The organism is Bacillus sp. cl96 (assembly GCF_900100505.1).
GTDB lineage: Bacteria > Bacillota > Bacilli > Bacillales > Bacillaceae_G > Bacillus_A > Bacillus_A cereus.
The window spans coordinates 254951-280075 of record NZ_FNDM01000005.1 but is presented as its reverse complement, the minus strand read 5'-3'; the positions used below and the strand labels follow the sequence as shown (position 1 = coordinate 280075).

Here is a 25125-nt window from a genome sequence, read left to right as displayed (position 1 = left end):
TATGGAATTTTGGCTAACTGTAAGTAAATTAATTGTCTTTTTATATATTGTGTTTAGTTATATTTACGCAAATGTAGTAAATTTACCTTGGGTTATATTTACTTTACTTATTTACCTCTCTGTAAACGTAATGATTTCTATATTTAAAAAAGATACGTATAAAAAATTATTAATCTGTATGTCAATTGGCATAATTATGTTATTTACATGGAGGGTTCATCCATTTTTTATTTTGTTTTTACCTTTGAACTTATACGAAATTACATTCCATTACATAGAAAAGAATTGGCCACGCTTTGTTGTTATGATGCTCCCAATTACGATTGCAGATGAAAGTATTCGAATGACTTATGGATTAATTGTTGCATTTTCTTTTCTCGTTTTAACTATAGCAGATCGATATATATCGCGTGTAGTAAAGCTTGAATCGCAAAATGATAAGATGCGAAAAGATATGCAACGACTTACGAAAAGCTTACATGAAAATAAAGAGTACATAAGACAATCTGAATACACATTTAAGCTAGAAGAGAGAAATCGGTTATCGCAAGAAATTCATGATAAAATTGGTCACTCGATGACGGGTGCACTTATTCAAATGGAAGCAGCAAAAAGGTTAATGGAAATAGATAAAGAAAAATCTGCGGAGTTATTACAAAATGCAATTCACATTTCAAAAGATGGAATTGAAAGTATTCGCATTACATTAAAAAATATGAAGCCTCCAACTGAGCAAATTGGCATTCATCGTATGAAATTATTCATAGAGGAATTTGCCGGTAAGAATGATGTGAATATTCCTTTTGTATACAAAGGGAACTTAGATATGATTTCTCCCATTCAGTGGAAAATTATCGGTGAGAATGTTACAGAAGCACTAACAAATGCAATGAAATATGCTGATGCGACAGTTATTTCTATAGATATTCATGTACTTAACAAGATGGTTAAGGTGCAAGTGAAGGATAACGGAAAAGGGGTAGCTCTTGTTAAAAAAGGTCTCGGTATTATGGGGATGGAGGAGCGAACGGCGTCTGTAAACGGAAAAATTATTGTAGATGGGACAAGTGGTTTTTCAGTAACGATGTTGTTGCCAATATAAAGAGAATGGTACGAGGATGAACCATCTCATATGAAAAAAGTGAATATTCTCATGTGAAAAGAATGAACTTCTGCACTGAGCAGGTTCATTCTTTTTGTTTATACTAAAAGCAGAGAAACCGAAATAGGGGTGAAAATGATGAATACATTAGAAATTAAAAATTTAACGAAAAAATTTGGTGATTTCATCGCAGTTGATAATATGTCTTTATCTATTAAAGAAGGAGAAATATTTGGCTTTTTAGGATCAAATGGTGCTGGTAAGAGTACAACGATAAATATGATTGCTGGTTTGTTAAGAAGTAATGAAGGTGAGATTAGCATACTAGGAAAAAATATAAAGAAACATAATCGATTTGCGAAAATGAATATCGGTATTGTTCCGCAAGATATTGCGATTTATGAAGAGTTAACTGCCTATGAAAATGTGAAATTCTTTGCTGGATTGTACGGGTTACGAGGAGCCGAATTAAAAGCTAGGGTAGAGGAAGCTCTTAAATTTGTAGGACTTAGTGATAAACAGAAAAGCTATCCGAAGAACTTTTCTGGTGGGATGAAGCGAAGACTGAATATCGCTTGTGCAATTGCTCATAGACCGAAGTTAATTATTATGGATGAGCCGACAGTTGGAATTGATCCACAGTCAAGAAACTACATTTTGCAGTCAGTACGTAAATTAAATGAAATGGGAAGTACAATTATTTATACGAGTCACTACATGGAAGAGGTAGAAGAGATTTGTACGAAAATAGCGATAGTAGATCACGGTAAAGTAATTGCAGAAGGTACGAAAGAACAGTTAAAAGCAATTATTACTGACACGAAAGATATTTGGATTGAAGTGAAATCGGTAGAGAATTTAGATGTAGAAAAATTAAAAGAGATAAACGGTGTGAAAGCAGTTCAAATTGAAGAAAACGTAATTAAAGTGAATTCTGATGCGGGATTAAATAATTTAAATAAAATCATTCAACACTGTATCAATCATGATATTGAAATTCGTTCATTAGAGGAGCAGGCTCCCAACTTAGAAACAGTATTTCTTACCTTAACCGGAAGAAACTTACGAGATAAATAAAAGGTAAATGAAGAAAAGGTAAAGGGAGGTTCATCAATTGAACATCTTCAATATTGCAATTATGCACATTAAAAGAGAATTTAGAGACGTAAGAACTTTAGTTTTTATGTTAGCATTTCCGATTGTACTTATGCTTGTGTTAGGAACAGCGTTAAGTAATGCATTTAATAGCGATAGTCATACTATTAAAGATATACAAGTGATATACAAAGATGAAGCAAATGGTACGTTTTCTCAATCATTTGAAGCATTTGCAAAAGAAGTAAGTAAATCTGGTATTCACTTTAAGAAAGTTTCTGAAGAGGTAGATGGAAAAGAAAAAGTAAAACAAAACAAATATGCTGCGTATGTAGAATTGAATAAGGACGGGGTAAAGTTTTACGGAAGTGATAGAAGTAGTATTGAAAGTAGCATAGTTGAAGGAATGATGACTACATTTGTTGATAAGTACAATGTAGTAGTTGAGATTGAGAAAGTAGACCCTAGTAAAATTAGCACAATAATTCCGAATGGAGAACGTAATGAGTATATTAAAGAAACGGCATTACAAGCGACTAAAAAACCAGGTTCTATGGATTACTATGCAATTGTAATGACAACGATGGTTGCTTTGTATGGTGCGATGGGAGCAAGTAATTTAATTAGAGGCGAACGAATACGTAAAACAGGAGATCGTCTCATTGCTGCACCTATAACGAAAGCGGAAATTTTTATCGGGAAAATATTGGGTAATATGGTGGCGAATGCACTGTGCATACTACTTGTCGTTTTATTTAGTAAATTTGTTTTTCAAGCTAACTGGGGCGATCATCTTGGAGTTGTCTTACTTATTTTACTAACAGAAGTCCTTTTAGCAACTAGCTTCGGCCTCGGCATCGGATATATTACAAAAACAGGTGAAGCATCTAGAGCAATTATTTTAGTTATCGTACAACTAGCTTCTATTTTTGGCGGGGCATACTTCGTAGTAGAAGAAAATTTCGTTACGAATTTATCACCATTAACGTGGGCAAACACTGCCGTTATGAAAATTATTTATGCAAATGATGTAGGGGCGGCACTACCAGTCATCTCTTTAAATATCGGAATCTCAGCACTCTTTTTATTCATATCGATTATCGCATTACGCAGACGGGAGGGGCTATAGTATGAAAGATATTTTATGGCTTATGCAAAAAACATTATCAGTCCTTTTGAAAAATAAAAAAGGGTTACTCATTATTATTAGCTTGCCGATAATAGGAACGTTAATCTCCTTTTCAATATATGGAAATGCGGGGCAAGGGACGTTAAATATCGGAGTTATAAATAAAGAAAATGAGTCGATAGCAAATGATACGGTGAAATTTTTAGAAGAAATCAATCATGTAAAAGTAAGTAAAGTGAAAGAATCTGAAGTAGAAGATAAACTCACTTCAAAAAAACTTGATGGAGTGATTACGTTACAGTCTGGTTTTTCAGAAAGTGTCCGAGAAGGAAAACCAAGCAATATTGAAATTTCATCGATTAAAGGTGATCAAGTAACAGCGTTTATTAAGTCATATTTGTACAATTATATTGATAATGTAGCAGCGATAAGTAAAGTAGCAGGAACAGATCAAAGTGCATTTGATACGATGTACGCAGGATATCAAAAAAGTTCATTTAAAGTGAAGACTGAGACGTTAGAAGATACTTCGAAAAATAAAGATATGACGAACCAAACCATGGGTTATCTTATTATGTTTATGTTATTTTCAGCAGTGAACTTATCAGGCTATATTTTAAAAGAAAAAGAGAATAGAACGTACTTTAGATTATTATCCACGCCGATAGATGGAAAGAAATTTATATTATCTAACGTCGGGGTAAATATGATTATATTAACAGTACAAATTATGATTACAATCCTATTCTTAACGAATGTTTTTCATACGAATATCAATATGCCCTTCATCGTTATGGTTGGTGTACTGATGATATTTGCTTTAATAGCGATTGGAATGTCGTTAGTAATTGTTGCTTTTTCAAAAAACTCATCATCGGCAAATGCGATGCAAAACATGGTCATTGTACCAACATGCTTACTAGCGGGTTGTTATTTCCCATATGACATTATGCCAAGTGCAGTACAAAAAGTAGCTAATTTTCTTCCGCAGCGCTGGTTGTTAGACACAGTATCGAAACTACAACAAGGAATACCATTCTCGGAGTTGTATTTAAACATTTTAATTTTATTCGCTTTCGCAATTGCATTCTTCTTAATTGCTATTTATAAGTTTGGAAGAAATAATGATGCGAGAAATTTTGTTTAATGTGAAAAGGATGTGACGTTAAGTCACATCCTTTTTTGTATGAAGCATGAAATCTAAATTTGAATGACAAAATAGAAAGGTGGAAAGAAAATGATCGGAAGGAAATCAAAATGATTAAAAAAATATTGCGAGTTACTTCTATTGTTATTGCTATTTTCGTTTTTATTTTAATTTGGGTTCATATTGACGTTACACTCGGAAGAAAAATGGAAGCCGGGAAAAACATGCCGACAGAGTATGCGCCTCATTATAGTGACTTTCAATTATATGTAGAAGGGAAGTCTTTTTATAAACAATTATTTACTGATATAAGTGAAGCGAAAAGCTCCATTTACACGTATTTCTTCATTTTGTCGGATGATAAAAGTAGCCATACTTTTTTAAACTTATTAAAAGAGAAGGCAAAAGAAGGAGTAAACGTCTATTTATCCGTTGATCGCATTAATGATTTATCATTTGAAAGAAAGATGAAAAATGAATTGCAGGAAAATGGTGTGCATTTTACATATAGTAGAAAACCTGAATTACCATTCGGCTTTTATTCTCTTCATCATCGTAATCATCGCCGTATTACGACGATTGATGGGGAGATTGGCTATACAGGCGGATTTAATATAGGAGATGAGTACTTAGGGAAAGATAAGCGATTTGGATATTGGCGTGATTATCATGTACGACTTAAAGGAGAAGGAGCAAAAGATTTAGAACAGCAATTCGCTTTAGACTGGAAACGAGATACGAAAGAAGAGATAAAGAGAAGTACGAATAAAGCTAGTAAAGGGAATACATTACATACTATGACTAGTTACAATGGGCATTACGTTGCTGAAAAATATATAGAGCTCATAAAACAAGCTCAGCACTCCATTGTAATTGCAACACCGTATTTTATAGCGAAAAATAAAGAATCTATGAATGCTTTAATCGCAGCACAAAAGCGTGGTGTTACAGTAAAAATACTTTGGTCATATAAACCAGATCTACCTCTTATAAAAGAAGCGGCGTATCCATACATACGTCAAGCTGTTAATAATGGGATTACTGTATATGGGTATAAAAAAGGAATGTTCCATGGTAAATTAATGCTTATTGATAATGAATTAACCGTTATTGGTACAACAAACTTTACTTCGCGTAGCTTCAATATAAATGATGAAATGAATTTTTATATTTATGGTGGTCCTATTGTAGGACAAGTTAATAAGGCGTTAACAGAGGATTTTCATGATTCGAAAGAAATGACGAAAGAGTTTTTTGAAAAGTTATCTTTTTGGGAGCGTTGTAAGGAGAAAGTGGCGGGATTGGTTGACTTCTATTTGTGATGATGAATTAGGAAAGGGTGCCTACAAAAGGCACCCTTTTTTGGTGGGAAATCATTATTTTTCATGCACCAGCATCGTAACATCATCATTAATCAACGTCCCCACATGTTCGCCTAAACATATTTTCTTCATGACACCAGGCTCATCAAAGTTAAAGACGTGTGCTGGTAAATTGTAGTCCCGGGCAAGCAGTAATGCCGCTTGATCCATGACTTGTATATTTTGTCTAACGACATCATTATAGTTTAGTTTGCTGTACATTTTTGCTGATTTATTATGCTTTGGATCACTTGTAAAGACGCCATCGACCCCTTGTTTTGCGACTAATATGGCATCACTATTCATCTCGATGGCTCTTTGTACACTTGGATAATCTGTCGTCACGAACGGTTGGCCGTTTCCGCCTCCAAAGATAACGATATAACCGTTATCTAAATGGTGGACTGCACGCAAGCGAATGTATGGTTCAGCTACTGCATTAAATGGAATGGAAGTCATAACGCGTACTTCTCTATTTGTTTTACTTGTTAAAACACCGCGAAGCATTAAGCTGTTAATGATTGTACCTAACGTACCGATATTATCAGCTTCTACTCGATCGATTCCCCATTCTTCAGCTAGATGCCCCCTAAAAATGTTACCGCCACCGATGACGATGGATACTTCGATACCTAAATCAACAATGGATAAAATTTCGTTTGCGATATGTTCTAATCGTTTGGAGTTAAAGCTATTTCCGGTTTGATCGGCAAGTGCACCGCCGCTTAATTTAATTAAGACACGTTTATATGGTCTCATAACAATTCCCCCTATATAGATCGCAGTCAACTCCCCCCACTGAGATAAAGCCTTTCAGTGGGGGCTTGAGTTCGAACACTAGGTCTTTTCGTCTATCGCTAGACAGTTTGACGCTCTAGCATTCATGCTACCTTATGGTAACACCCCGAGTCTGTTTTTGGTTGGTACTGACAACGAACGATTGTTTTCCCACTTGCATCACCCTTTCGAAAAAGAGCAGTTCTCCCTTATGGAAGAAGCCACCACTCAGATGAATCCGGCGTGTGCTACAAGCCCCGACAAGTCGCGTACACATGGATGGTTGACGCACCCACTAAGCTATGCACAAAGCAATAGCCTTACGTTTTTGCACTTCTAATAGAATCGGCGTTTTCACTTTGAGATTGCCATCCAATTCTACAACTCCTGACTTTTTCAATGTATTCAGCGCACCATTAATATCAGCATGGATACATGTTCCTGCTTTACTTTGATACAGACCACGCGTAATTCGTTTGCCGCTAAAGCGATATTGCGTCTTATCATCCTTAGACCAAACTGGAACCGGATCCTTATCAAGAAAACTAGCTTTTGAAGTATAGCTTTCTTCTTGTTTGAAAAAGCGAATGCCTTCTTTTACACATTTATTCTCAATCGCTGCAATCAATTTCTGAAATGGGATTTGAACAAACTTTTGATTATTCTTTTTCCACATATGAGAGTTTTGTTTCCAACCAGCGTTATACCCTACAACAATCGTATCTATATCGAATTCTTTCACTTTTTTGAACAACAGACCTACTGTTTGTGCAATATAACCGTTTATTTGTCTTTCTCGTTTATGCCAAAGTGCGGCCATTTTATTCGTTACAATACGTTTTGAAATTCCATTGTCCATATTTTTCTGCCCTAGATTACATATCATTTTGTTGAAGTATTGATTTATGGATTTTAGTTTTTTCCCATCCATTAAGAAGGCATCACCTGTATTGGTTACGCAACTTAACAATCTGTCTACACCTAAATCGCAACTCAAAGCGTTACTAGTGGTCGTAGGTGGTTTCTTCATTTGAGAAACGTGCATTTCATATGTATAATGCACCTCAAAGAACCGACCTTTTTGCTTTGGTACAATCTCAATGTAGGAGATGTTTTTATTTCTTAAGTTTTTTGGCATACGTATTTTAATAGAACCGAATTTTTTTCTGAATGCAACATTCATCGGAATCATCCAATACCCGTTCTCATCCACTTTTGGCACTTGATAGATTTCAATAATTCGTTTGTCAGTGGAACGAGAATAATTCGGAAACTTAGGACGCCCTGTGAACTGCTCAGTTTTTTTCTTCCACTGTTCCAACGCTTTAAAAAAGCTCTTCACTTCTGTAAACAAGGCTCTACGAATCGCTTGAACCGAATTTGATTGAATGCCCCAGTAATTCATATCGGCTTGCATGGCAGTATCCACTTCTCTTATAGTAGCCATTTTATTATGATTCAAGTAACTTTGTTTAATCGTGTACAATCCAACATTTCGCAATGCTTTTGAACTATGTGACATGCGTTGCAGTAAGCGGAATTCTTTAGCAGTCAAGCAAGCTCGCCCAATATTTTGTTTTTGAGTGAATCGTTGTATGATTTCTCTTTTCTTTTGTTTACGTAATACTTTCACTGCTTTCTTTCTGGCCATTGTTTTCACCGTCTTTCTTAGAGGACTCATTAAAAATTTTTTAACAAATCCATATTTGGAACGAAATGAAACAACATGCGAACATGTTCTTCATCGTAATTCCTTTTGACTCAAGTAGCTGAATGATAAGCATTATCCAATTTCGTTGTCTTACAATCTATTCCCTCCTCTCCTTATCTACGCAGATTATATCGTAAGACAAAAAAACAAACATTCGCACTCAAAAAATTATTATGAGCGAAACAAAAGAGTTCAGCCTACCTTCTGACGGCAATTCATCTCCACCTGAATTGTTGAGTTTCACCCGTAACACAAATCGGAGGGAGTCTTCTTGCCGAAAAGGATAAAAAAAGGAACAAAGGCAAATGCCCTTGTTCCTTTTTAAGAAAATGAAAAAGAAAAGAAGAAGATAAGACGAATTGTTTTGTATAGTTTTTCATATCATCCACTCCTTTTCATTTTGAGTTGTTTTAAGTATATATCTTTTTGATTATACGAAACAATCTGATTACTTATCAAGTTTATTTTATCGTTTTTTAACAAAATGGTGTCAATGAAAAAAAGAAGAAAAATATTTGAATTTTTTGTGACGAACTTGTAGGTTTTTGTATGATTTTGTAGGTTCGCTTATAAGATGTGTGAGTAGCTTTTATAAATTCAAATTGAAAGCGTTCGCATGAAGGGGATGAACATAAATGAAAAAATTCGGATTGGCAACACAAATTTTTGTCGCGCTTGTTTTAGGGATTGTAGTAGGGGCAGTCTTTTATGGCAATAAAACGGCGATTTCTTATATCACACCAATTGGGGATATATTTATTCACTTAATTAAAATGATTGTAGTACCAATTGTTATTTCAGCATTAATTGTTGCGGTAGCCGGTGTAGGCGATATGAAGAAGCTTGGGAAATTAGGCGGGAAGACAATTCTTTATTTCGAAATCATTACAACGATCGCTATTTTAATGGGGTTACTCGCGGCGAATATATTCCAGCCAGGTACTGGCGTTGATATGAATAACTTACAGCAAAGTGACATTTCTTCTTATAAACAAACAGCAGATGCTACAGAGAAGCAAGGATTCGCTGAGACGATTGTTCATATCGTACCGAAAAACGTATTTGAATCGATTGCACAAGGTGACTTATTACCGATTATTTTCTTCTCAGTATTATTCGGTTTAGGAGTCGCAGCAATTGGAGAAAAAGGAAAGCCTGTTTTTAACTTCTTTGAAGGTGTACTCGAAGCGATGTTTTGGGTTACAAATCAAGTGATGAAATTTGCACCATTTGGTGTATTCGCATTAATTGCGGTTACGGTTGCAAAATTTGGTGTAGCAACACTACTTCCTTTAGGAAAACTAGTGCTAGCTGTATACGTAACTGTTATACTATTCGTTGTGATTGTATTAGGTATTAATGCAAGAATGGTTGGCGTAAACATTTTTACATTAATGAAAATTTTAAAAGAAGAACTTATTCTTTCATTTACGACAGCAAGTTCAGAAGCTGTTTTACCTAATATAATGAGAAAGATGGAAGAGTTCGGTTGTCCAAAGGCAGTTGCCTCTTTCGTAATTCCGACAGGTTATACATTTAACTTGACTGGATCGGCTATTTATCAAGCGTTAGCGGCATTATTTGTTGCACAAATGTACGGTGTGCACATGTCACTGACAGAGCAAATAACGTTATTATTCGTTCTCATGTTAACATCCAAAGGTATGGCGGGAGTTCCAGGTGCATCGTTCGTTGTTGTATTAGCAACGTTAGGTTCAATGGGGTTACCACTAGAAGGTATCGCGTTAATTGCGGGAATTGACCGCATTTTAGATATGATTCGCTCATCTGTCAATGTATTAGGAAATGCATTAGCGGCCATTGTTATGTCGAAGTGGGAAGGCGAATTCGATAATGAGAAAGCAAAACAATATGTAGAAACAGTCAAAGAAACAAAAGCAGCATAAGAAATCGTTAAGGAGTGAATAATCATGGCAACATTAACTGAAGTTAAAAATGGTGTTCGAATTGAAAAAGACTTTTTAGGTGAAAAAGAAGTACCAAACTATGCATACTACGGCGTACAAACAATGCGTGCAGTTGAAAACTTCCCAATTACAGGATACAAAATCCATGAAGGTTTAATTAGAGCGTTCGCAGTTGTAAAAAAAGCTGCAGCGCTTGCGAATACAGATGTAGGAAGATTGGAATTGAACAAGGGCGGCGCGATCGCAGAAGCTGCTCAAGAAATTCTTGATGGAAAATGGCATGATCATTTCATCGTAGATCCAATCCAAGGCGGAGCAGGTACTTCAATGAACATGAATGCAAATGAAGTCATTGCCAATCGTGCGCTTGAATTATTAGGAATGGAAAAGGGAGACTATCATTATATTAGTCCAAATAGTCATGTAAACATGGCGCAATCAACAAACGATGCATTCCCAACGGCGATTCATATCGCAACATTAAACGCATTAGAAGGTTTATTACAAACGATGGGTTATATGCACGATGTATTTGAATTAAAAGCAGAACAGTTCGATCATGTGATTAAAATGGGACGTACACATTTACAAGACGCTGTGCCAATTCGTCTTGGACAAGAATTTAAAGCGTACTCTCGTGTACTTGAACGTGATATGAAACGAATTCAGCAATCACGTCAACACTTATATGAAGTGAACATGGGAGCAACTGCAGTTGGTACAGGCTTAAATGCAGACCCAGAATATATTGAAGCAGTTGTAAAACATTTAGCTGCAATTAGTGAACTACCACTAGTTGGTGCAGAAGACTTAGTAGATGCAACGCAAAATACAGATGCATACACAGAAGTATCTGCAGCACTTAAAGTATGTATGATGAATATGTCTAAAATTGCGAATGACCTTCGCTTAATGGCATCAGGTCCACGTGTTGGTTTAGCAGAAATTATGTTACCAGCTCGTCAGCCAGGTTCATCTATTATGCCAGGGAAAATAAACCCTGTTATGCCAGAAGTTATTAACCAAATTGCGTTCCAAGTAATTGGTAATGACCATACAATTTGCCTTGCTTCAGAAGCAGGACAATTAGAATTAAACGTGATGGAACCAGTACTTGTTTTCAACTTACTACAATCAATTAGCATTATGAATAACGGTTTCCGTGCCTTTACAGATAATTGCTTAAAAGGAATTGAAGCGAATGAAGATCGCTTAAAAGAGTATGTTGAGAAGAGTGTAGGAATTATTACAGCCGTGAACCCTCATATCGGTTATGAAGCTGCAGCTCGCGTTGCGAAAGAAGCAATCGCGACAGGGCAATCCGTTCGAGAACTTTGTGTGAAAAATGGTGTACTGTCACAAGAAGACTTAGAGTTAATTCTAGATCCATTCGAAATGACGCACCCAGGGATTGCAGGAGCAACTCTTTTAAAGAAAAATTAAAAGAAGAGGGGGGACAAGCCCCTCTTTTTTGTTTACAATATAGAAATGCTATATATGAATAGAGGTAGGGATGTTATGAGCAAGTTTACAGTAGCTTCTAATGGTGCATTAGAAACAACATTAAGAGGAGCAGAAGTATTATCAACACCACTTTTAAATAAAGGGGTCGCTTTCACACAAAATGAAAGAGAAGAGTTAGGTTTAAAAGGGTTATTACCGCCAGCGGTTTTAACGTTAGAAGAACAGGCACGCCGAGCATACGAACAATTTAGTTCTCAGCCGGATGATTTATTAAAGAATGTATACTTAACTGCGTTACATGATCGAAATGAAGTATTATTTTATCGTATATTAACAGATCATTTACGTGAAATGTTACCGATTGTATATACACCAACTGTCGGTGTAGCAATTCAAAGATATAGTCATGAATATCGTAAACCACGTGGTGTTTATTTATCGATTAACGATCCATCAGGTATTGAAGAAGCATTCACCAATATTGGTGCAACAGCTGAGAACATTGATTTAGTCGTTGTAACAGATGGAGAAGGCATATTAGGAATTGGTGACTGGGGCGTTGGTGGTATTAACATCGCAATCGGAAAATTAGCTGTTTACACTGCTGCAGTTGGAATCGATCCTAGTCGTGTATTACCAGTAATTTTAGATGTAGGTACAAACCGTGAGGAGCTATTAAACAATCCATTTTATATTGGAAATCGTCACCCTCGTATAACAGGTGAAGCTTACGATGAATTTATTGATACGTTTGTACAAGCGGTAAACAAACAATTCCCGAAAGCACTTTTACATTGGGAAGACTTTAGCTCTCGTAACGCACGAAAAATTTTAGATAAATATCGTCATGATGTTTGTACATTTAATGATGATATTCAAGGTACAGGTGCAGTTTCACTTGCGGCAGTATTATCGGCAGTGAAAGCTTCTGGTGTACCGCTAAGTGAACACCGCGTTGTTGTATTTGGTGCTGGTACGGCTGGAATCGGTATCGCAGATCAAGTTAGAGATGCGATGGTCCGCGTAGGTGTATCTGAAGAAGAATCATATAAGCGTTTCTGGTGTATTGATCGTAACGGGTTAGTTACAGATAATATGGAAGATCTTCTTGATTTCCAAATTCCGTACGCAAGAAAAGAAGCAGAAGTAAGTGAGTGGAAAGAAAATGATGTGATCGGACTTGCTGAAGTTGTGAAACATGTAAAACCGACAATTTTAATTGGTACATCTACTGTTGCAGGTGCATTTAAAGAAGAGATTATTAAAGAAATGGCTTCTCACGTAGAAAGACCAATCATTTTACCAATGTCGAATCCGACGCCACTTGCTGAAGCAAAACCAGCAGATTTAATCGAGTGGACAGAAGGAAGAGCGTTAGTTGCAACAGGAAGTCCATTTGAACCAGTTACATATAACGGTGTAACGTATGTGATTGGACAATCAAATAATGCACTTATTTTCCCAGGGCTTGGTCTTGGAACAATTGTAGTACGAGCAAGCGTCATGACGGATGGAATGTTCGCAGCGGCTGCTGAAGCAGTTGCAAGTATGGTAGATACAAGTCAGCCAGGAGCACCTATTTTACCAGAGGTCGAAGAATTACGTAATATCTCAGAAATGGTTGCAATTGAAGTAGCGAAAGTTGCAGTTGCAGAAGGTGTTGCAAGAGTGAACTTAAGTGATAACGATATCAAGATGGCAGTGCAAGAAGCAATGTGGAAGCCAGAGTATCGCCAAATAAAAGCGGTAGAAAAGGTTAGAATATAGAAAAAAAGCCCGTTTATAACAATAAGCGGGCTTTCACTTTTACTACTGAAAAAAAGTATAGGAAGTGTCACCTTTGAATTGGAATCAATTATGGAAGAAAGATATGTCCCTTTTAATTATATTAATGGTCGTTGTTCCGATTGCTGGAGAGCTGAACTTTCATCCCTTTAATGATACGTTTCGAGTTAGCTTCGGTACACCGCTATTCTTCTTTTTATTATTATTTTTAAGAAGAGTACCAGCAGGAGTTGCAGGTATTCTTGTTGGTATATCTGTAGTCTTATTCCGAGTATGTCTTGACTGGATCATGCAAGGTTCATTTCATATGACAGAATCATTTTATTTGCGTTATCCTGTGTTCTTCTATTATTTTATTTATGGCAGTTTTTTTTCGCTTTGTAGGGTAAATAAATTCCATCAGAAACCAATCATTATTGGATGCCTTGGAATTTCAATTGAAATTGTTGCAAGTATGTCAGAACTTGCGTTTTATCACATGTTAGTACTAGGTACAACAATAACGATTTCTGAAGTGAATAAACTTATTATTATTGCTATTTTTCGTAGTTTCTTTGCACTTGGTTTTTTAAATATGATGAATTTATATGAAACGAAATTAAAAGAATCGCAAGTTCGAAAAGAAAATGAAAATATGTTAATGCATCTTTCTAATTTATATGTGGAATCTGTTCATTTGAAAAAGACGTTACAAAATGCGGAGTTAATTACACAAGAAGCATATCAACTATATCGAAATTTACAAGTAAGCGCTGATTCAAGTAGTAAAACAGCATTGAAAATAGCGGGGGAAGTGCATGAAATAAAAAAGGATAATCAAAGGATATTTGCAGGATTATCTAAACTGTTATTAGATAAAAATGTGGCTGAATATGTAGAAGGACATGAGTTAGCAGAGATGATTGTTAGAATAAACGAGAAGTATGCTGAAATGCTAGAAAAGGATATACGTTTTTCTAAACATATAGAAGGTGAGCATGCTGCATACCACGTGTATACAGTGCTATCAATTTTTAATAACTTAGTTGCAAATGCAGTTGAAGCAATTGAAGATAAAGGTTTCGTTATTATTAAGCTATATAAAAGAAATCAGCATATATTTTTTGAAGTAATTGACGATGGGCCTGGTATTACACAAAAGTATAAGAAATTAGTATTTAAGCCAGGATTTACTTCCAAGTATGATCAAACGGGAACACCGTCAACTGGTATTGGGCTTTCTTACATAAATGAAATGGTAACAGAGCTAGGCGGAGAAGTGAAATTAGAAGACCGAGAAAATAAAAGAGGATGTAAGTTTATCGTTTGTTTACCAGAGGGTAGTTTAAAGCGGGAAGGGGAATAGATTTGTTTTATTATATCGTAGACGATGATGAAGTTTTCCGTTCGATGCTTTCGCAAATTATTGAAGATGGAGATCTTGGAGAAGTAATTGGTGAGGCGGATGACGGAGCTTTTATTGAAGCGGATCAACTAAATTTTAAAAAAGTAGATATTTTATTTATTGATTTGTTGATGCCGATGAGGGACGGAATTGAAACAGTTCGTCACATTGCGTCAACTTTCACGGGGAAAATCATTATGATTTCTCAAGTGGAATCGAAGCAGCTTATAGGTGAGGCATATACACTTGGTGTAGAATATTATATTACAAAACCATTAAACAAAATCGAAGTTGTATCTGTTGTACGCAAAGTGATGGAGCGTATTAGATTGGAGCGTTCTATACATGATATTCAAAAATCATTGAATAACGTGTTTCAGTGGGAAAAGCCGCAATTGCGTACTGAACCAGTGCAAGAAGGAAAAAAGATAGGGGATTTAGGACGCTTTTTACTATCAGAACTCGGTATTGCGGGAGAGAATGGAAGTAAAGATTTACTTAGTATGCTGGAATATTTATATGGTCAAGAAAAGGCACAGACATTTGAGTTTGGCTTTCCTGCGTTAAAAGAAATTTTTCATCATATTACGATAAGGAAATTAGGGGATCTAGCTTTAGAGGCGGATATTGATAAAGAGAAAAAAGCGTCTGAACAAAGAGTACGTCGAGCTATTTATCAGTCGTTAAATCATTTGGCTTCTTTAGGATTAACAGACTTTTCAAATCCAAAATTTGAAAGCTATGCTCCAAAATTTTTCGATTTTACCGTAGTTAGAAAACGGATGACAGAAATGACGAAAGATGAACTCGCATCTTCTGGTCATACGCGAATTAATACGAAGAAGTTTATTCAAGTGTTGTATTTTGAGGCGAAGAGGTTGATGGAGATAGAGTGAAGAAGATGCTTATAAATAAGCATCTTCTTTTGTTAAATCAACATTTTATATTTTCTCGTGGAGCATGTAAAATGTTAAGTAAGAGAAAATGGTTTTATATTAAGGAAGTGTCAAAGCGATGAGTTTCACATTGAATAAATCGATTATTAAAGAAGTGTGCGGAGAGACCTCATATAAAAGAGGTGAAGCCTATTATAAATCAAATAAAGTGATAATAGATCATTACGATGAAAATAAAGAAATTTGTGAGGCGACAGTAAAAGGGAACGAGGATTTCCATGTTACAGTAGCAAAAGCCAAAAAGGGTGATGTTGTTGCAAAATGTAGTTGTCCTTCATTAGCGTCTTTTCAAACGTACTGTCAACATGTTGCAGCAGTATTAATACAAATAAACTATAATCAACAAATAGGTGGAATGAGCTCCACTAGTAGCAGAAATGATCAATTGACAAGTGGTATGTTTCAGCTGTTTGCAGACAAACCACTGAGGCCAAAAAGTAAACAACACCGTTTTGATACACGTGAAATATTAGATATTGAGTTTATATGTACACCAGTTGCTACGAGAAGTGGTGGGGCTCTTCTTGGGATTCAATTGAAACTTGCCAAAGTGTATTTCATAAATCATATTAGAGAATTTCTTTCTAAGGTGGAGAAAAGAGAGTCTTTTCATTGTTCAAATGAATTTACATATACACCAGATGTACATAGTTTTAAACAAGAAACGGATGCAATTATTCAGCAGCTCATTAAAATGTATCATAACGAAAAAATGTATGAAGATACGCTAGAAGTACATGCGAAACAAGATGAAAGTATGATATTTATACCACCAGCTTCATGGAAAGATATGCTCTTTTCACTTTCTAAAGCTGAATATGTACAGCTGAAACAAAATGAACAACTGTTTCAGGGATTACAAGTTTCAAAAGGGTTGTTGCCGTTACACTTTGAATTTACGAAGGGAAATAATGGCGGATTTACACTTCATATAGATGGTTTAAATCGTGTACAAGTTATGGATATGTATAACAATGCACTTTACGATGGGAAATTATATCACTTACACATTGAAGATTGTATGCGACTTATTGAATTACAAAAGATGATGAGTCGCTCAAATAGTAATCAGTTTTATATTCCAGAAAGTAAGATGGAACATTTCGTCGCGAAAGTTGTACCAGGATTAATGAAGCTCGGAACTGTACACATTGATGAAGTAATATCGGATCGTGTTGAAACACCTTCGCTAAAAGCGAAATTGTATTTAGACCGCGTGAAAAATCGCTTATTAGCAGGTCTTGAATTTCACTATGGGAACGTTATGATTAATCCGCTAGAAGAGGATGGACAGCCGTCTGTTTTTAACCGTGATGAGAAAAAGGAAAAAGAGATTTTAGACATTATGAGTGAAAGTGCTTTTGCAAAAACAGAAGGCGGTTACTTTATGCATAATGAAGAAGCTGAGTATAACTTTTTATATCACGTTGTGCCAACATTAAAAGGTTTAGTTGATATTTATGCGACAACAGCAATCAAATTGCGAATTAGTAAAGGGGATGCAGTTCCTCTTATTAGAGTGAGAAGAAAAGAAAGAATTGATTGGTTGTCATTTCGTTTTGATATAAAAGGAATACCAGAAGCAGAAATTAAAGGTGTATTAGCGGCCCTTGAAGAGAAACGTAAATATTATCGATTGGCGAATGGTTCGTTTTTATCGCTAGAGAGTAAAGAGTTTAATGAAATTAATCAGTTTATAAAAGAATCAGGTATTCGGAAAGAATTTTTACATGGAGAAGAGGTAAATGTTCCGCTTATTCGAAGTGTAAAATGGATGAACGGACTTCATGAAGGCAATGTTTTAAGTTTGGATGATTCTGTTCAAGAGTTAGTAGAAAACATTCAAAACCCGAAAAAATTAAAGTTTGCTGTGCCGAATACTTTAAATGCAGAAATGAGAAAGTATCAAGTATATGGGTTCGAATGGATGAAAACACTTGCTCATTACCGTTTTGGCGGTATTTTAGCAGATGATATGGGACTTGGAAAAACGTTGCAAAGCATTGCTTTTATAGATTCTGTTTTGACTGAGATTCGAGAAAAGAAACTGCCAATATTAGTCGTTTCACCATCATCTCTTGTTTATAATTGGTTTAGTGAATTGAAAAAATTCGCCCCGCATATTAGAGCAGTTATTGCAGATGGAAACCAAGCAGAGCGCCGGAAAATTTTGAAAGATATAACGGAATTTGATGTCGTAATCACGTCATATCCATTACTGAGAAGAGATATAAGATTATATGCAAGACCATTTCATACACTATTTCTTGATGAAGCACAGGCGTTTAAAAACCCTACAACGCAAACGGCAAGAGCTGTGAAAACAATTCAAGCTGAATACCGTTTCGGACTAACTGGTACACCTGTAGAAAATTCATTAGAAGAGCTATGGTCTATCTTCCATGTCGTCTTCCCGGAATTATTACCAGGAAGAAAAGAGTTCGGTGATTTAAGGCGTGAAGATATAGCGAAGCGAGTGAAACCATTCGTATTAAGACGATTAAAAGGGGACGTATTAAATGAGTTGCCAGAGAAAATAGAGCACTTACAGTCATCGGAGCTATTACCCGATCAAAAGAGTCTTTATGCTGCTTATTTAGCGAAGCTAAGGGAAGAAACGTTAAAGCATTTAGACAAAGATACGTTACGTAAAAATAAAATTAGAATTTTAGCTGGTTTAACGAGATTGCGACAAATTTGTTGCCATCCTGCTTTATTTGTTGATGATTACAAAGGAAGTTCAGCTAAATTTGAACAACTGTTAGAGATTTTAGAGGAATGTAGAAGTACAGGGAAGAGAATATTAATTTTTTCTCAATTTACGAAGATGCTTTCCATTATTGGTCGTGAGTTAAATCGACAAGCAATTCCATACTTTTATTTAGACGGGAGTACACCAGCGCAGGATCGTGTAGAGCTGTGCGATCGGTTTAACGAAGGAGAAGGAGATCTATTTCTCATTTCTTTAAAAGCTGGTGGTACCGGACTTAATTTAACTGGTGCAGATACAGTAATATTATATGATTTATGGTGGAATCCAGCTGTTGAACAACAAGCGGCCGATAGGGCGTATCGAATGGGACAAAAAAATACAGTGCAAGTTATAAAGCTAGTAGCTCAGGGAACAATTGAGGAGAAAATGCATGAACTGCAAGAAAGTAAGAAAAATTTAATCGCTGAAGTGATTGAGCCGGGAGAAGAGAAATTGTCCTCAATCACAGAGGAAGAAATTCGAGATATTTTAATGATTTAATATGAAAAAGCTATGCTTTCACATGTGAAAGCATAGCTTTTTGTTGTAATAATTATATTTTGTTTTGTGCAAAGTAAAGAAATCAAATGTTATTTAAATTACTTCTTTGTACCTTTACTTTTGTAGGGTTTGGCAGCTGCTTTTTTCTTTGCACTTGATTGCCAACGGTTCCATCCTTTACTTCCTGTACCTTGTCCTACACCTTTTTTCGGTTTTGCTTTCGTTTTACTCATATGATCACTCCGTTACATAAAAATCTTATTTGATAATAGTCAATGATTTAGAAAATACTCTTTATAAATGACTATGATTGCTTTAAGTAAAAATAAACTGCTTGAATGCTATAGTATAACATGAATTTGCAAGTAAACTGAAAGGAATTATAAAGAAAATGAAAATAATAAGAAATACTGCAGATTCTATATTCCGAACGATCACATTAATTGTTGTGTATACGTTAGTTTCGGTCAGTGAAACATTTTTGGGATTGACGAGGCAGAAAAAGTAAAGATGTTAAATTAACAACAATCAATAAAGCCGTAAAATAAAGAATTGAAAAATATTTTAAAACTTTTTGTTGACTTTCTTTATTTTTTGTATAGAATAATCATTAATAAAATGTTTCAGAGATGTGACAACAAAACGACTATGAAAGGACGAGTAGTAGTAGGACGTAGTTTAAGCGAGTCAGGGGTGGTGTGAGCCTGATACGAAGCCTATTATGAAGAACCTCCTGGAGTTGCTAACCGAAATCCTTTATAGGAAAGTAGACTTAGCCGGGAACTTCGCCGTTACAAGAAGAACAGTATCGAGATATTTCATCTCCGTATTGTATAAGTGAGCAACCTCTGTTGCTAATTTGGGTGGTACCGCGGAACCAAAGCCTTTCGTCCCAGTTTTTTGGGAAAGAAGGGCTTTTTTTGTTGGCTTCTTTTCACAACATCCAAACATTTTAGGAGGAAACCACCATGTATCAATCATTAATGACAGTAAGAGAGACTCAAATCGCAATTAAGGAAGTTAAAACATTTTTCGAGGACCAATTAGCAAAACGCCTTGAACTATTCCGCGTATCTGCACCATTATTCGTAACGAAAAAATCAGGATTAAACGATCACCTAAACGGTGTAGAACGTCCAATTGAATTTGATATGTTACATTCAGGAGAAGAATTAGAAATTGTTCATTCACTAGCGAAATGGAAACGATTTGCATTACATGAATACGGATATGAAGCTGGTGAAGGTTTATATACAAACATGAACGCGATTCGTCGTGATGAAGAACTTGATGCAACGCATTCCATTTATGTTGACCAATGGGATTGGGAAAAAATCGTTCAAAAAGAATGGCGTACTATTGAATACTTACAAAAAACAGTACAAACAATTTATGGAATATTCAAAGATTTAGAAGATCACTTATTTGAAAAATATCCGTTCCTTGGAAAGTATTTACCGGAAGAAATTGTTTTCGTTACTTCTCAAGAATTAGAAGATAAATATCCAGAATTAACACCGAAAGATCGTGAACATGCAATTGCAAAAGAACACGGTGCAGTCTTCATTATCGGAATTGGTGATGCACTTCGTTCAGGTGAAAAGCATGACGGACGCGCAGCTGATTATGACGATTGGAAATTAAACGGTGACATTTTATTCTGGCACCCAGTACTACAATCTTCATTTGAGTTATCATCAATGGGAATTCGTGTTGATAGTAAATCACTTGATGAGCAGTTAACGAAAACTGGTGAAGACTTCAAACGTGAGTATGATTTCCATAAAGGTATACTAGAAGACGTACTACCATTAACAATTGGCGGTGGCATTGGACAATCAAGAATGTGCATGTACTTCTTACGTAAAGCACATATCGGTGAAGTTCAATCTTCTGTATGGCCTGACGATTTACGTGAAGCTTGCAAGAAAGAAAACATTCATCTGTTTTAATAGAAGTAAGGGAATAGCTTAAATATAGAGCTATTCCCTCTTTTTTATAAAACATTACTTATTTATTACCGAGTTCTTCTGCTAAACCGATTAAAATTCCTTCGACTCCACGAATGTAGCAGAGACGATACGAGTTCTCGTACTGAACTACTTCGCCAACGAGCTCTGCACCATGCTTAGTGAGTCTCGATACCATTTCGTCAATATCCTCGACAGTGAACATGACGCGTAGATAACCGAGGGCGTTTACAGGAGCTGTTCGGTGATCTGCTATAGTAGGAGGGGTGAGAAATCGCGAAAGTTCAATTCGGCTGTGGCCATCTGGAGTGACCATCATAGCAATCTCTACGCACTGAGAACCGAGTCCAGTTACGCGACCAGCCCATTCACCTTCGACATTTGCTCGACCTTCGAGATTCAAGCCAATCTCCTCAAAGAAAGAGATTGCGTTATCAAGGGATTCTACAACGATGCTGACATTGTCCATTCGTAGTAATTTGTTTTTTGCCATAGTCTTATCTCCTTATGTATAAAAGTTTATTATTTAATTATCCTCATAATTATACTACTAAGTAGTTACAAATTCCTTTCAGTCAAAAACACCTTGTCACAGTATAGGAAAATGTGACAAGGTGTTTTTTAATATATCATATAGCATCTTGTTAACGAATAGCTTTTTATTTAATAGGAAGGAAGTAGATTAATATGTTTTTTTTATAAGCGTTACTAAACATATCAAATTAGCTCATTTGCACGAAAGGCTCAATTTTCGCCATAAATGATTGATGCAGCGCCTCAACGCCTGTTACTAAATGAAGGCGGTCAATAACGACAGACACTTTAATTTCTGATGTACTTACCATTTTAATATGAATATCTTCTTCTTTTAAAGTAGTGAACATATTTGCAGCGACACCTGGGTTAGATACCATGCCAGATCCTACGATTGATACTTTTGCTAAATGATTTTCATATTCTACTGCTTCATAGTGAAGTGCCTCTTGATTTTGTTCCAATACTTCTAATGTTTCTCTTAAATCATTAGAATGGATGGAGAAGGAGAGATGAACAGTTCCTTCATTTGTAATACTTTGAATGATGATATCTACATTAATATGTGCCGCTGCTAATGTAGAGAAAACTGTTGAAAGCGAGCCTTGTTCTAGTCCTTTAATTGTGACACGTGTAATATTATCCTCAAATGCAATACCTTTAACGATTGATTGTTGTTCCATGTTACATTCTCCTTTTACAATTGTTCCGTTTTCTTGTTCCATACTTGAGCGAACTTCTAAAACTACGTTATGATTTTTAGCAAACTCAACGGCGCGCGGGTGTAATACGCCAGCACCGAGATTAGCAAGCTCTAACATTTCGTCATAAGAAATTTCGTCTAATTTGTAAGCATCTTTTACAACTCGTGGATCCGTCGTATATACGCCTGTAACATCCGTATAAATATCACATTTTTTTGCTTTAAGTGCAGCGGCTAATGCGACAGCAGTTGTATCAGAACCGCCTCGTCCAAGCGTTGTAATTTCAAAATCTTCACTGACTCCTTGGAAACCAGCTACAATAACAATCGTACCTTCAGCAAGATAAGATTGAATACGATCTGTATGAATGTCAGTAATCCGTGCACTACTATGTACAGATTCTGTCGTGATACCTGCTTGCCACCCTGTTAATGAAATTGCATGATAGCCTTTTGCTTGCAGTGCCATTGTTAATAATGAAATAGTTACTTGTTCTCCTGTAGATAGAAGCATATCCATTTCACGTTTACTTGGATTTTCTGTGATAGCGTTAGCGAGTGCGACAAGTTCATCTGTGCTTTTTCCCATTGCTGAAACGACAGAGACAATGCTATGACCTCGTTCATATTCTTCAATAATTAAATTTGCTACATGTTGAATGCGTTCGACGCTTCCGACAGAAGTGCCACCAAATTTTTGAACAATTGTTTCCATTACAAATTCCTTCTTTCGTCTATTTTTAAGAATAGATTAGGAAATATATCAATCCCAATACTCCTGTAGTTACCAGAAAGACAAACAAAAAACACCATCTCAAATAAGTGAGGATGGTGCTGTTACAGGAAAAGGGAAACAGAAAACGGAGCTAATAAAAAAACCGCCAAAAAAGGAATATCATAAAAAATGATATCTCTTTTTTGTAGATAGCTCTTCATACGTACACGTTTGTACATATGACAGTTCTGTTTCTATTCGAAAACAGCCCCAATTGATAAATGCAGAGAAATTTATCAATTTCGGCAATACTTCCTTTCATCTAAGTTCATAGACATCTCTGTGTCTCCATTAGAATACTCATAAGTATCGCAACCTCTATCTCACGTTTTAGGCGAGAGTGTTTGATTTATGAAGTTGTTGGTAACATTTGTTTTATAATAATTTAAATTTTTCGGGGAATCAAGTGTTTTATATATATTTTAAAAATTCTTTCTTTTTTCTGAGGAAGTTTGTGAAAAATGTAGCAAAATAAATTCATTGCATGTACATTAAACTTATAGTGCATAGGAGGTGGGGAGAATGAAAAGGAAACAGCCTATTTATGTTGCGACAAAAATGAACACGACGATGGAAAAATTATGGGAATATACGCAAGAACCACATATACATACAGTGTGGGATGCTCGCTTTACTGAAATTTCGTATTTAGAGAAAAAAGAAGGAGAACCACAGAAGTTTTTGTATAAAACAAAGATTGGATTTGGGCTTGAAATAGCTGGAGAAGGGGAATCAATAGGTGAAATAAGAAAAGAAACTGGTGAAAGAATTTCTTCTTTAAAATTTTGGACGGATAATACATTATCTCTTATTCAAATAGGACGTGGTTATTGGAAGTATACGCCAAATAAAGAATACATCCATTTTGAGACACAATATGATTATGATACAAGATTTGGTCGTGTAGGGAATGTAATAGATTGCTATATATTTCGGCCGTTATTAGGTTGGGCGACTGCTTGGAGTTTTGATGCTTTAAAATTATGGTTAGAAAAGGGGCTTCATCCTAGGTTACTAATTAGAAGAACAATGACGTATTGGCTCGTATGTTTTTTATTTGCTTTTGTATGGATATATCAAGGGATAGTGCCAAAACTACTGTTTACTCATTTAGAAGAAGTAAAGATGCTTTCTGTATTAATCGGTTCAAATGAAAGTAGTATATGTATACTTAAAATAATTGGGATGTTAGAAATAATTTTCGGCGTCGTATGGCTGTTGCCAATAATAAAACGAAAATTATTTATACTGCATATTATTGTATTACTAGTTTTAACGTTAGCAGCAGGATTTACGAATATTGCAAGCTTTACAGGGCCGTTTAATCCGATTACATTAAATGTTCTTCTAATGGGGTTATCAATTGTCGGTTATATAAATAGTTTCGATTTACCAAGCGCGAAAAATTGCAAGAGGGCGAGAAAGGGATAAGTGTATGGCTAATATGTATGAACGATTATTAGGGGATACCTATAAAAATCTTCATCCTGAATTGCAGAAGCGTTATGCGATTACAGAAGAGAATAGTTTTACAGGGGAAGGAAAAATGGATGAAATTTACGGTGGCTCTTTTTTCGTGAAATTTATATTGAAAATTACATCGAAGTTTCGAATGTTTTTCTCGGAACGAGGAGAGGAAATTCCATTTACGATACAAAACATAGCTGAGCGAGATGAATATGGACGAGAATTAGTAAGGTGGAACCGTACTTTTTATTTCCATAATAAGAAAAGATATTTTAATGCAGTTATGCAATTGGATGAAAACGAAAATGAAATTGTAGATTATTTTGGTGAACCACATTTACTCGTTTCTACACTGCATTTTCATATCGATGAGTTAGGGGCAATGCATATTTCTTCAAAGAAACAATGGTTTTATATGTTTGGAAGAAAAATGCCGTTACCAAAATTTTTGTATGGTGAGGCAAAAATTGTTGAAAGTTATGATGAAACACTACAATGTTTTCGAATTCATGTACAAGTACGAAACCCGTTAATTGGTTCGCTTTTTTCATATAAGGGAACATTTGTGGAAAGGGAATAGACGA

At 35.6% G+C, this 25125-nt stretch carries 19 protein-coding genes, 1 riboswitch and 1 other annotated feature; of the genes, 14 read left to right on the top strand and 5 right to left on the bottom strand.

Annotated elements, in window-relative coordinates; translation table 11 throughout:
- Nucleotide 1: 1 nt before the first annotated feature.
- From BLT20_RS13945 to BLT20_RS13925, 5 genes are all read left to right on the top strand, one after another.
- Nucleotides 2-1102 (top strand): sensor histidine kinase, encoded by a 1101-nt coding sequence (locus tag BLT20_RS13945; protein WP_000397690.1) that lies wholly within the window; start codon nt 2-4, stop codon nt 1100-1102.
- Nucleotides 1103-1240: 138 nt separating this feature from the next.
- Entirely contained in the window at nt 1241-2179 is a 939-nt protein-coding gene (locus BLT20_RS13940; protein ID WP_001093804.1) for an ABC transporter ATP-binding protein, read from the top strand.
- Between the two features lie 37 nt (nt 2180-2216).
- On the top strand, nt 2217-3326 hold the full coding sequence (locus BLT20_RS13935; RefSeq protein ID WP_001020162.1) for an ABC transporter permease: 1110 nt from the start codon (nt 2217-2219) through the stop codon (nt 3324-3326).
- Between the two features lies 1 nt (nt 3327).
- A complete protein-coding gene (locus BLT20_RS13930) occupies nt 3328-4473 on the top strand; it encodes an ABC transporter permease (RefSeq protein WP_000651904.1) in 1146 nt (381 codons plus the stop codon).
- 110 nt (nt 4474-4583) lie between these two features.
- Nucleotides 4584-5795 (top strand): phospholipase D-like domain-containing protein, encoded by a 1212-nt coding sequence (locus tag BLT20_RS13925; protein ID WP_000591941.1) that lies wholly within the window; start codon nt 4584-4586, stop codon nt 5793-5795.
- A 54-nt stretch (nt 5796-5849) separates the two neighbouring features.
- Here BLT20_RS13925 and pyrH read toward each other — a convergent pair whose 3' ends face one another.
- Complete coding sequence (pyrH, locus tag BLT20_RS13920; RefSeq protein WP_001248059.1) at nt 5850-6593, bottom strand: UMP kinase; 744 nt, start codon at nt 6591-6593, stop codon at nt 5850-5852.
- 313 nt (nt 6594-6906) lie between these two features.
- A complete protein-coding gene (locus BLT20_RS13910) occupies nt 6907-8262 on the bottom strand; it encodes an RNA-guided endonuclease TnpB family protein (protein ID WP_000101433.1) in 1356 nt (451 codons plus the stop codon).
- Between the two features lie 695 nt (nt 8263-8957).
- On the opposite strand from BLT20_RS13910, the gene BLT20_RS13900 reads away from it, so the two are divergent.
- From BLT20_RS13900 to BLT20_RS13875, 6 genes are all read left to right on the top strand, one after another.
- The gene (locus tag BLT20_RS13900) at nt 8958-10229 is read left to right on the top strand and encodes a cation:dicarboxylate symporter family transporter (RefSeq protein ID WP_000713289.1); all 1272 of its coding nucleotides are present in this window, start codon (nt 8958-8960) and stop codon (nt 10227-10229) included.
- Nucleotides 10230-10253: 24 nt separating this feature from the next.
- Nucleotides 10254-11693 carry an aspartate ammonia-lyase gene (gene aspA / locus BLT20_RS13895; protein WP_086709442.1) on the top strand — a complete coding sequence of 480 codons (1440 nt, stop codon included), beginning with the start codon at nt 10254-10256 and terminating at the stop codon, nt 11691-11693.
- 75 nt (nt 11694-11768) lie between these two features.
- Complete coding sequence (malS, locus tag BLT20_RS13890) at nt 11769-13481, top strand: oxaloacetate-decarboxylating malate dehydrogenase (RefSeq protein ID WP_002023847.1); 1713 nt, start codon at nt 11769-11771, stop codon at nt 13479-13481.
- Nucleotides 13482-13545: 64 nt separating this feature from the next.
- Complete coding sequence (locus BLT20_RS13885; RefSeq protein WP_073339737.1) at nt 13546-14844, top strand: sensor histidine kinase; 1299 nt, start codon at nt 13546-13548, stop codon at nt 14842-14844.
- Between the two features lie 2 nt (nt 14845-14846).
- Nucleotides 14847-15779, top strand: a complete 933-nt coding sequence (locus BLT20_RS13880; RefSeq protein ID WP_000500302.1) for a response regulator — start codon at nt 14847-14849, stop codon at nt 15777-15779.
- 118 nt (nt 15780-15897) lie between these two features.
- Complete coding sequence (locus tag BLT20_RS13875; RefSeq protein WP_000011039.1) at nt 15898-19092, top strand: DEAD/DEAH box helicase; 3195 nt, start codon at nt 15898-15900, stop codon at nt 19090-19092.
- A 98-nt stretch (nt 19093-19190) separates the two neighbouring features.
- On the opposite strand, the gene BLT20_RS13870 is transcribed toward BLT20_RS13875, so the two are convergent.
- Complete coding sequence (locus tag BLT20_RS13870; protein ID WP_000047588.1) at nt 19191-19325, bottom strand: DUF3934 domain-containing protein; 135 nt, start codon at nt 19323-19325, stop codon at nt 19191-19193.
- A 406-nt stretch (nt 19326-19731) separates the two neighbouring features.
- Nucleotides 19732-19990, top strand: a binding site (T-box leader).
- Between the two features lie 70 nt (nt 19991-20060).
- Between BLT20_RS13870 and asnA the strand changes: the two genes are divergently transcribed.
- Nucleotides 20061-21044 carry an aspartate--ammonia ligase gene (gene asnA, locus BLT20_RS13860; protein WP_000284897.1) on the top strand — a complete coding sequence of 328 codons (984 nt, stop codon included), beginning with the start codon at nt 20061-20063 and terminating at the stop codon, nt 21042-21044.
- Between the two features lie 58 nt (nt 21045-21102).
- Here the strand turns inward: asnA and BLT20_RS13855 are convergent, their stop codons facing one another.
- Together BLT20_RS13855 and BLT20_RS13850 are read right to left on the bottom strand one after the other, a co-directional pair.
- Nucleotides 21103-21555, bottom strand: a complete 453-nt coding sequence (locus BLT20_RS13855; RefSeq protein WP_001107259.1) for a VOC family protein — start codon at nt 21553-21555, stop codon at nt 21103-21105.
- A gap of 229 nt (nt 21556-21784) precedes the next feature.
- Nucleotides 21785-23014 (bottom strand): aspartate kinase, encoded by a 1230-nt coding sequence (locus tag BLT20_RS13850; protein ID WP_000448037.1) that lies wholly within the window; start codon nt 23012-23014, stop codon nt 21785-21787.
- 202 nt (nt 23015-23216) lie between these two features.
- Nucleotides 23217-23403: riboswitch (Lysine riboswitch) on the bottom strand.
- A 193-nt stretch (nt 23404-23596) separates the two neighbouring features.
- Between BLT20_RS13850 and BLT20_RS13840 the strand changes: the two genes are divergently transcribed.
- Together BLT20_RS13840 and BLT20_RS13835 are read left to right on the top strand one after the other, a co-directional pair.
- Nucleotides 23597-24505, top strand: coding sequence for a DoxX-like family protein (locus tag BLT20_RS13840; protein WP_000823951.1), 909 nt, complete (start codon nt 23597-23599; stop codon nt 24503-24505).
- Between the two features lie 4 nt (nt 24506-24509).
- Nucleotides 24510-25121: a DUF4166 domain-containing protein gene (locus BLT20_RS13835; protein WP_000002654.1), complete on the top strand. Its 612-nt coding sequence runs from the start codon at nt 24510-24512 to the stop codon at nt 25119-25121.
- Nucleotides 25122-25125: the final 4 nt, after the last annotated feature.

Bases quoted from the DNA above. Each gene is read 5' to 3' on its own strand.
- BLT20_RS13945 (WP_000397690.1), top strand. From the start codon at position 2: ATGGAATTTTGGCTAACTGTAAGTAAATTAATTGTCTTTTTATATATT.
- BLT20_RS13940 (WP_001093804.1), top strand. From the start codon at position 1,241: ATGAATACATTAGAAATTAAAAATTTAACGAAAAAATTTGGTGATTTC.
- BLT20_RS13930 (WP_000651904.1), top strand. From the start codon at position 3,328: ATGAAAGATATTTTATGGCTTATGCAAAAAACATTATCAGTCCTTTTG.
- BLT20_RS13925 (WP_000591941.1), top strand. From the start codon at position 4,584: ATGATTAAAAAAATATTGCGAGTTACTTCTATTGTTATTGCTATTTTC.
- pyrH (WP_001248059.1), bottom strand. From the start codon at position 6,593: ATGAGACCATATAAACGTGTCTTAATTAAATTAAGCGGCGGTGCACTT.
- BLT20_RS13910 (WP_000101433.1), bottom strand. From the start codon at position 8,262: ATGGCCAGAAAGAAAGCAGTGAAAGTATTACGTAAACAAAAGAAAAGA.
- BLT20_RS13900 (WP_000713289.1), top strand. From the start codon at position 8,958: ATGAAAAAATTCGGATTGGCAACACAAATTTTTGTCGCGCTTGTTTTA.
- aspA (WP_086709442.1), top strand. From the start codon at position 10,254: ATGGCAACATTAACTGAAGTTAAAAATGGTGTTCGAATTGAAAAAGAC.
- malS (WP_002023847.1), top strand. From the start codon at position 11,769: ATGAGCAAGTTTACAGTAGCTTCTAATGGTGCATTAGAAACAACATTA.
- BLT20_RS13875 (WP_000011039.1), top strand. From the start codon at position 15,898: ATGAGTTTCACATTGAATAAATCGATTATTAAAGAAGTGTGCGGAGAG.
- BLT20_RS13870 (WP_000047588.1), bottom strand. From the start codon at position 19,325: ATGAGTAAAACGAAAGCAAAACCGAAAAAAGGTGTAGGACAAGGTACA.
- asnA (WP_000284897.1), top strand. From the start codon at position 20,061: ATGTATCAATCATTAATGACAGTAAGAGAGACTCAAATCGCAATTAAG.
- BLT20_RS13855 (WP_001107259.1), bottom strand. From the start codon at position 21,555: ATGGCAAAAAACAAATTACTACGAATGGACAATGTCAGCATCGTTGTA.
- BLT20_RS13850 (WP_000448037.1), bottom strand. From the start codon at position 23,014: ATGGAAACAATTGTTCAAAAATTTGGTGGCACTTCTGTCGGAAGCGTC.
- BLT20_RS13840 (WP_000823951.1), top strand. From the start codon at position 23,597: ATGAAAAGGAAACAGCCTATTTATGTTGCGACAAAAATGAACACGACG.
- BLT20_RS13835 (WP_000002654.1), top strand. From the start codon at position 24,510: ATGGCTAATATGTATGAACGATTATTAGGGGATACCTATAAAAATCTT.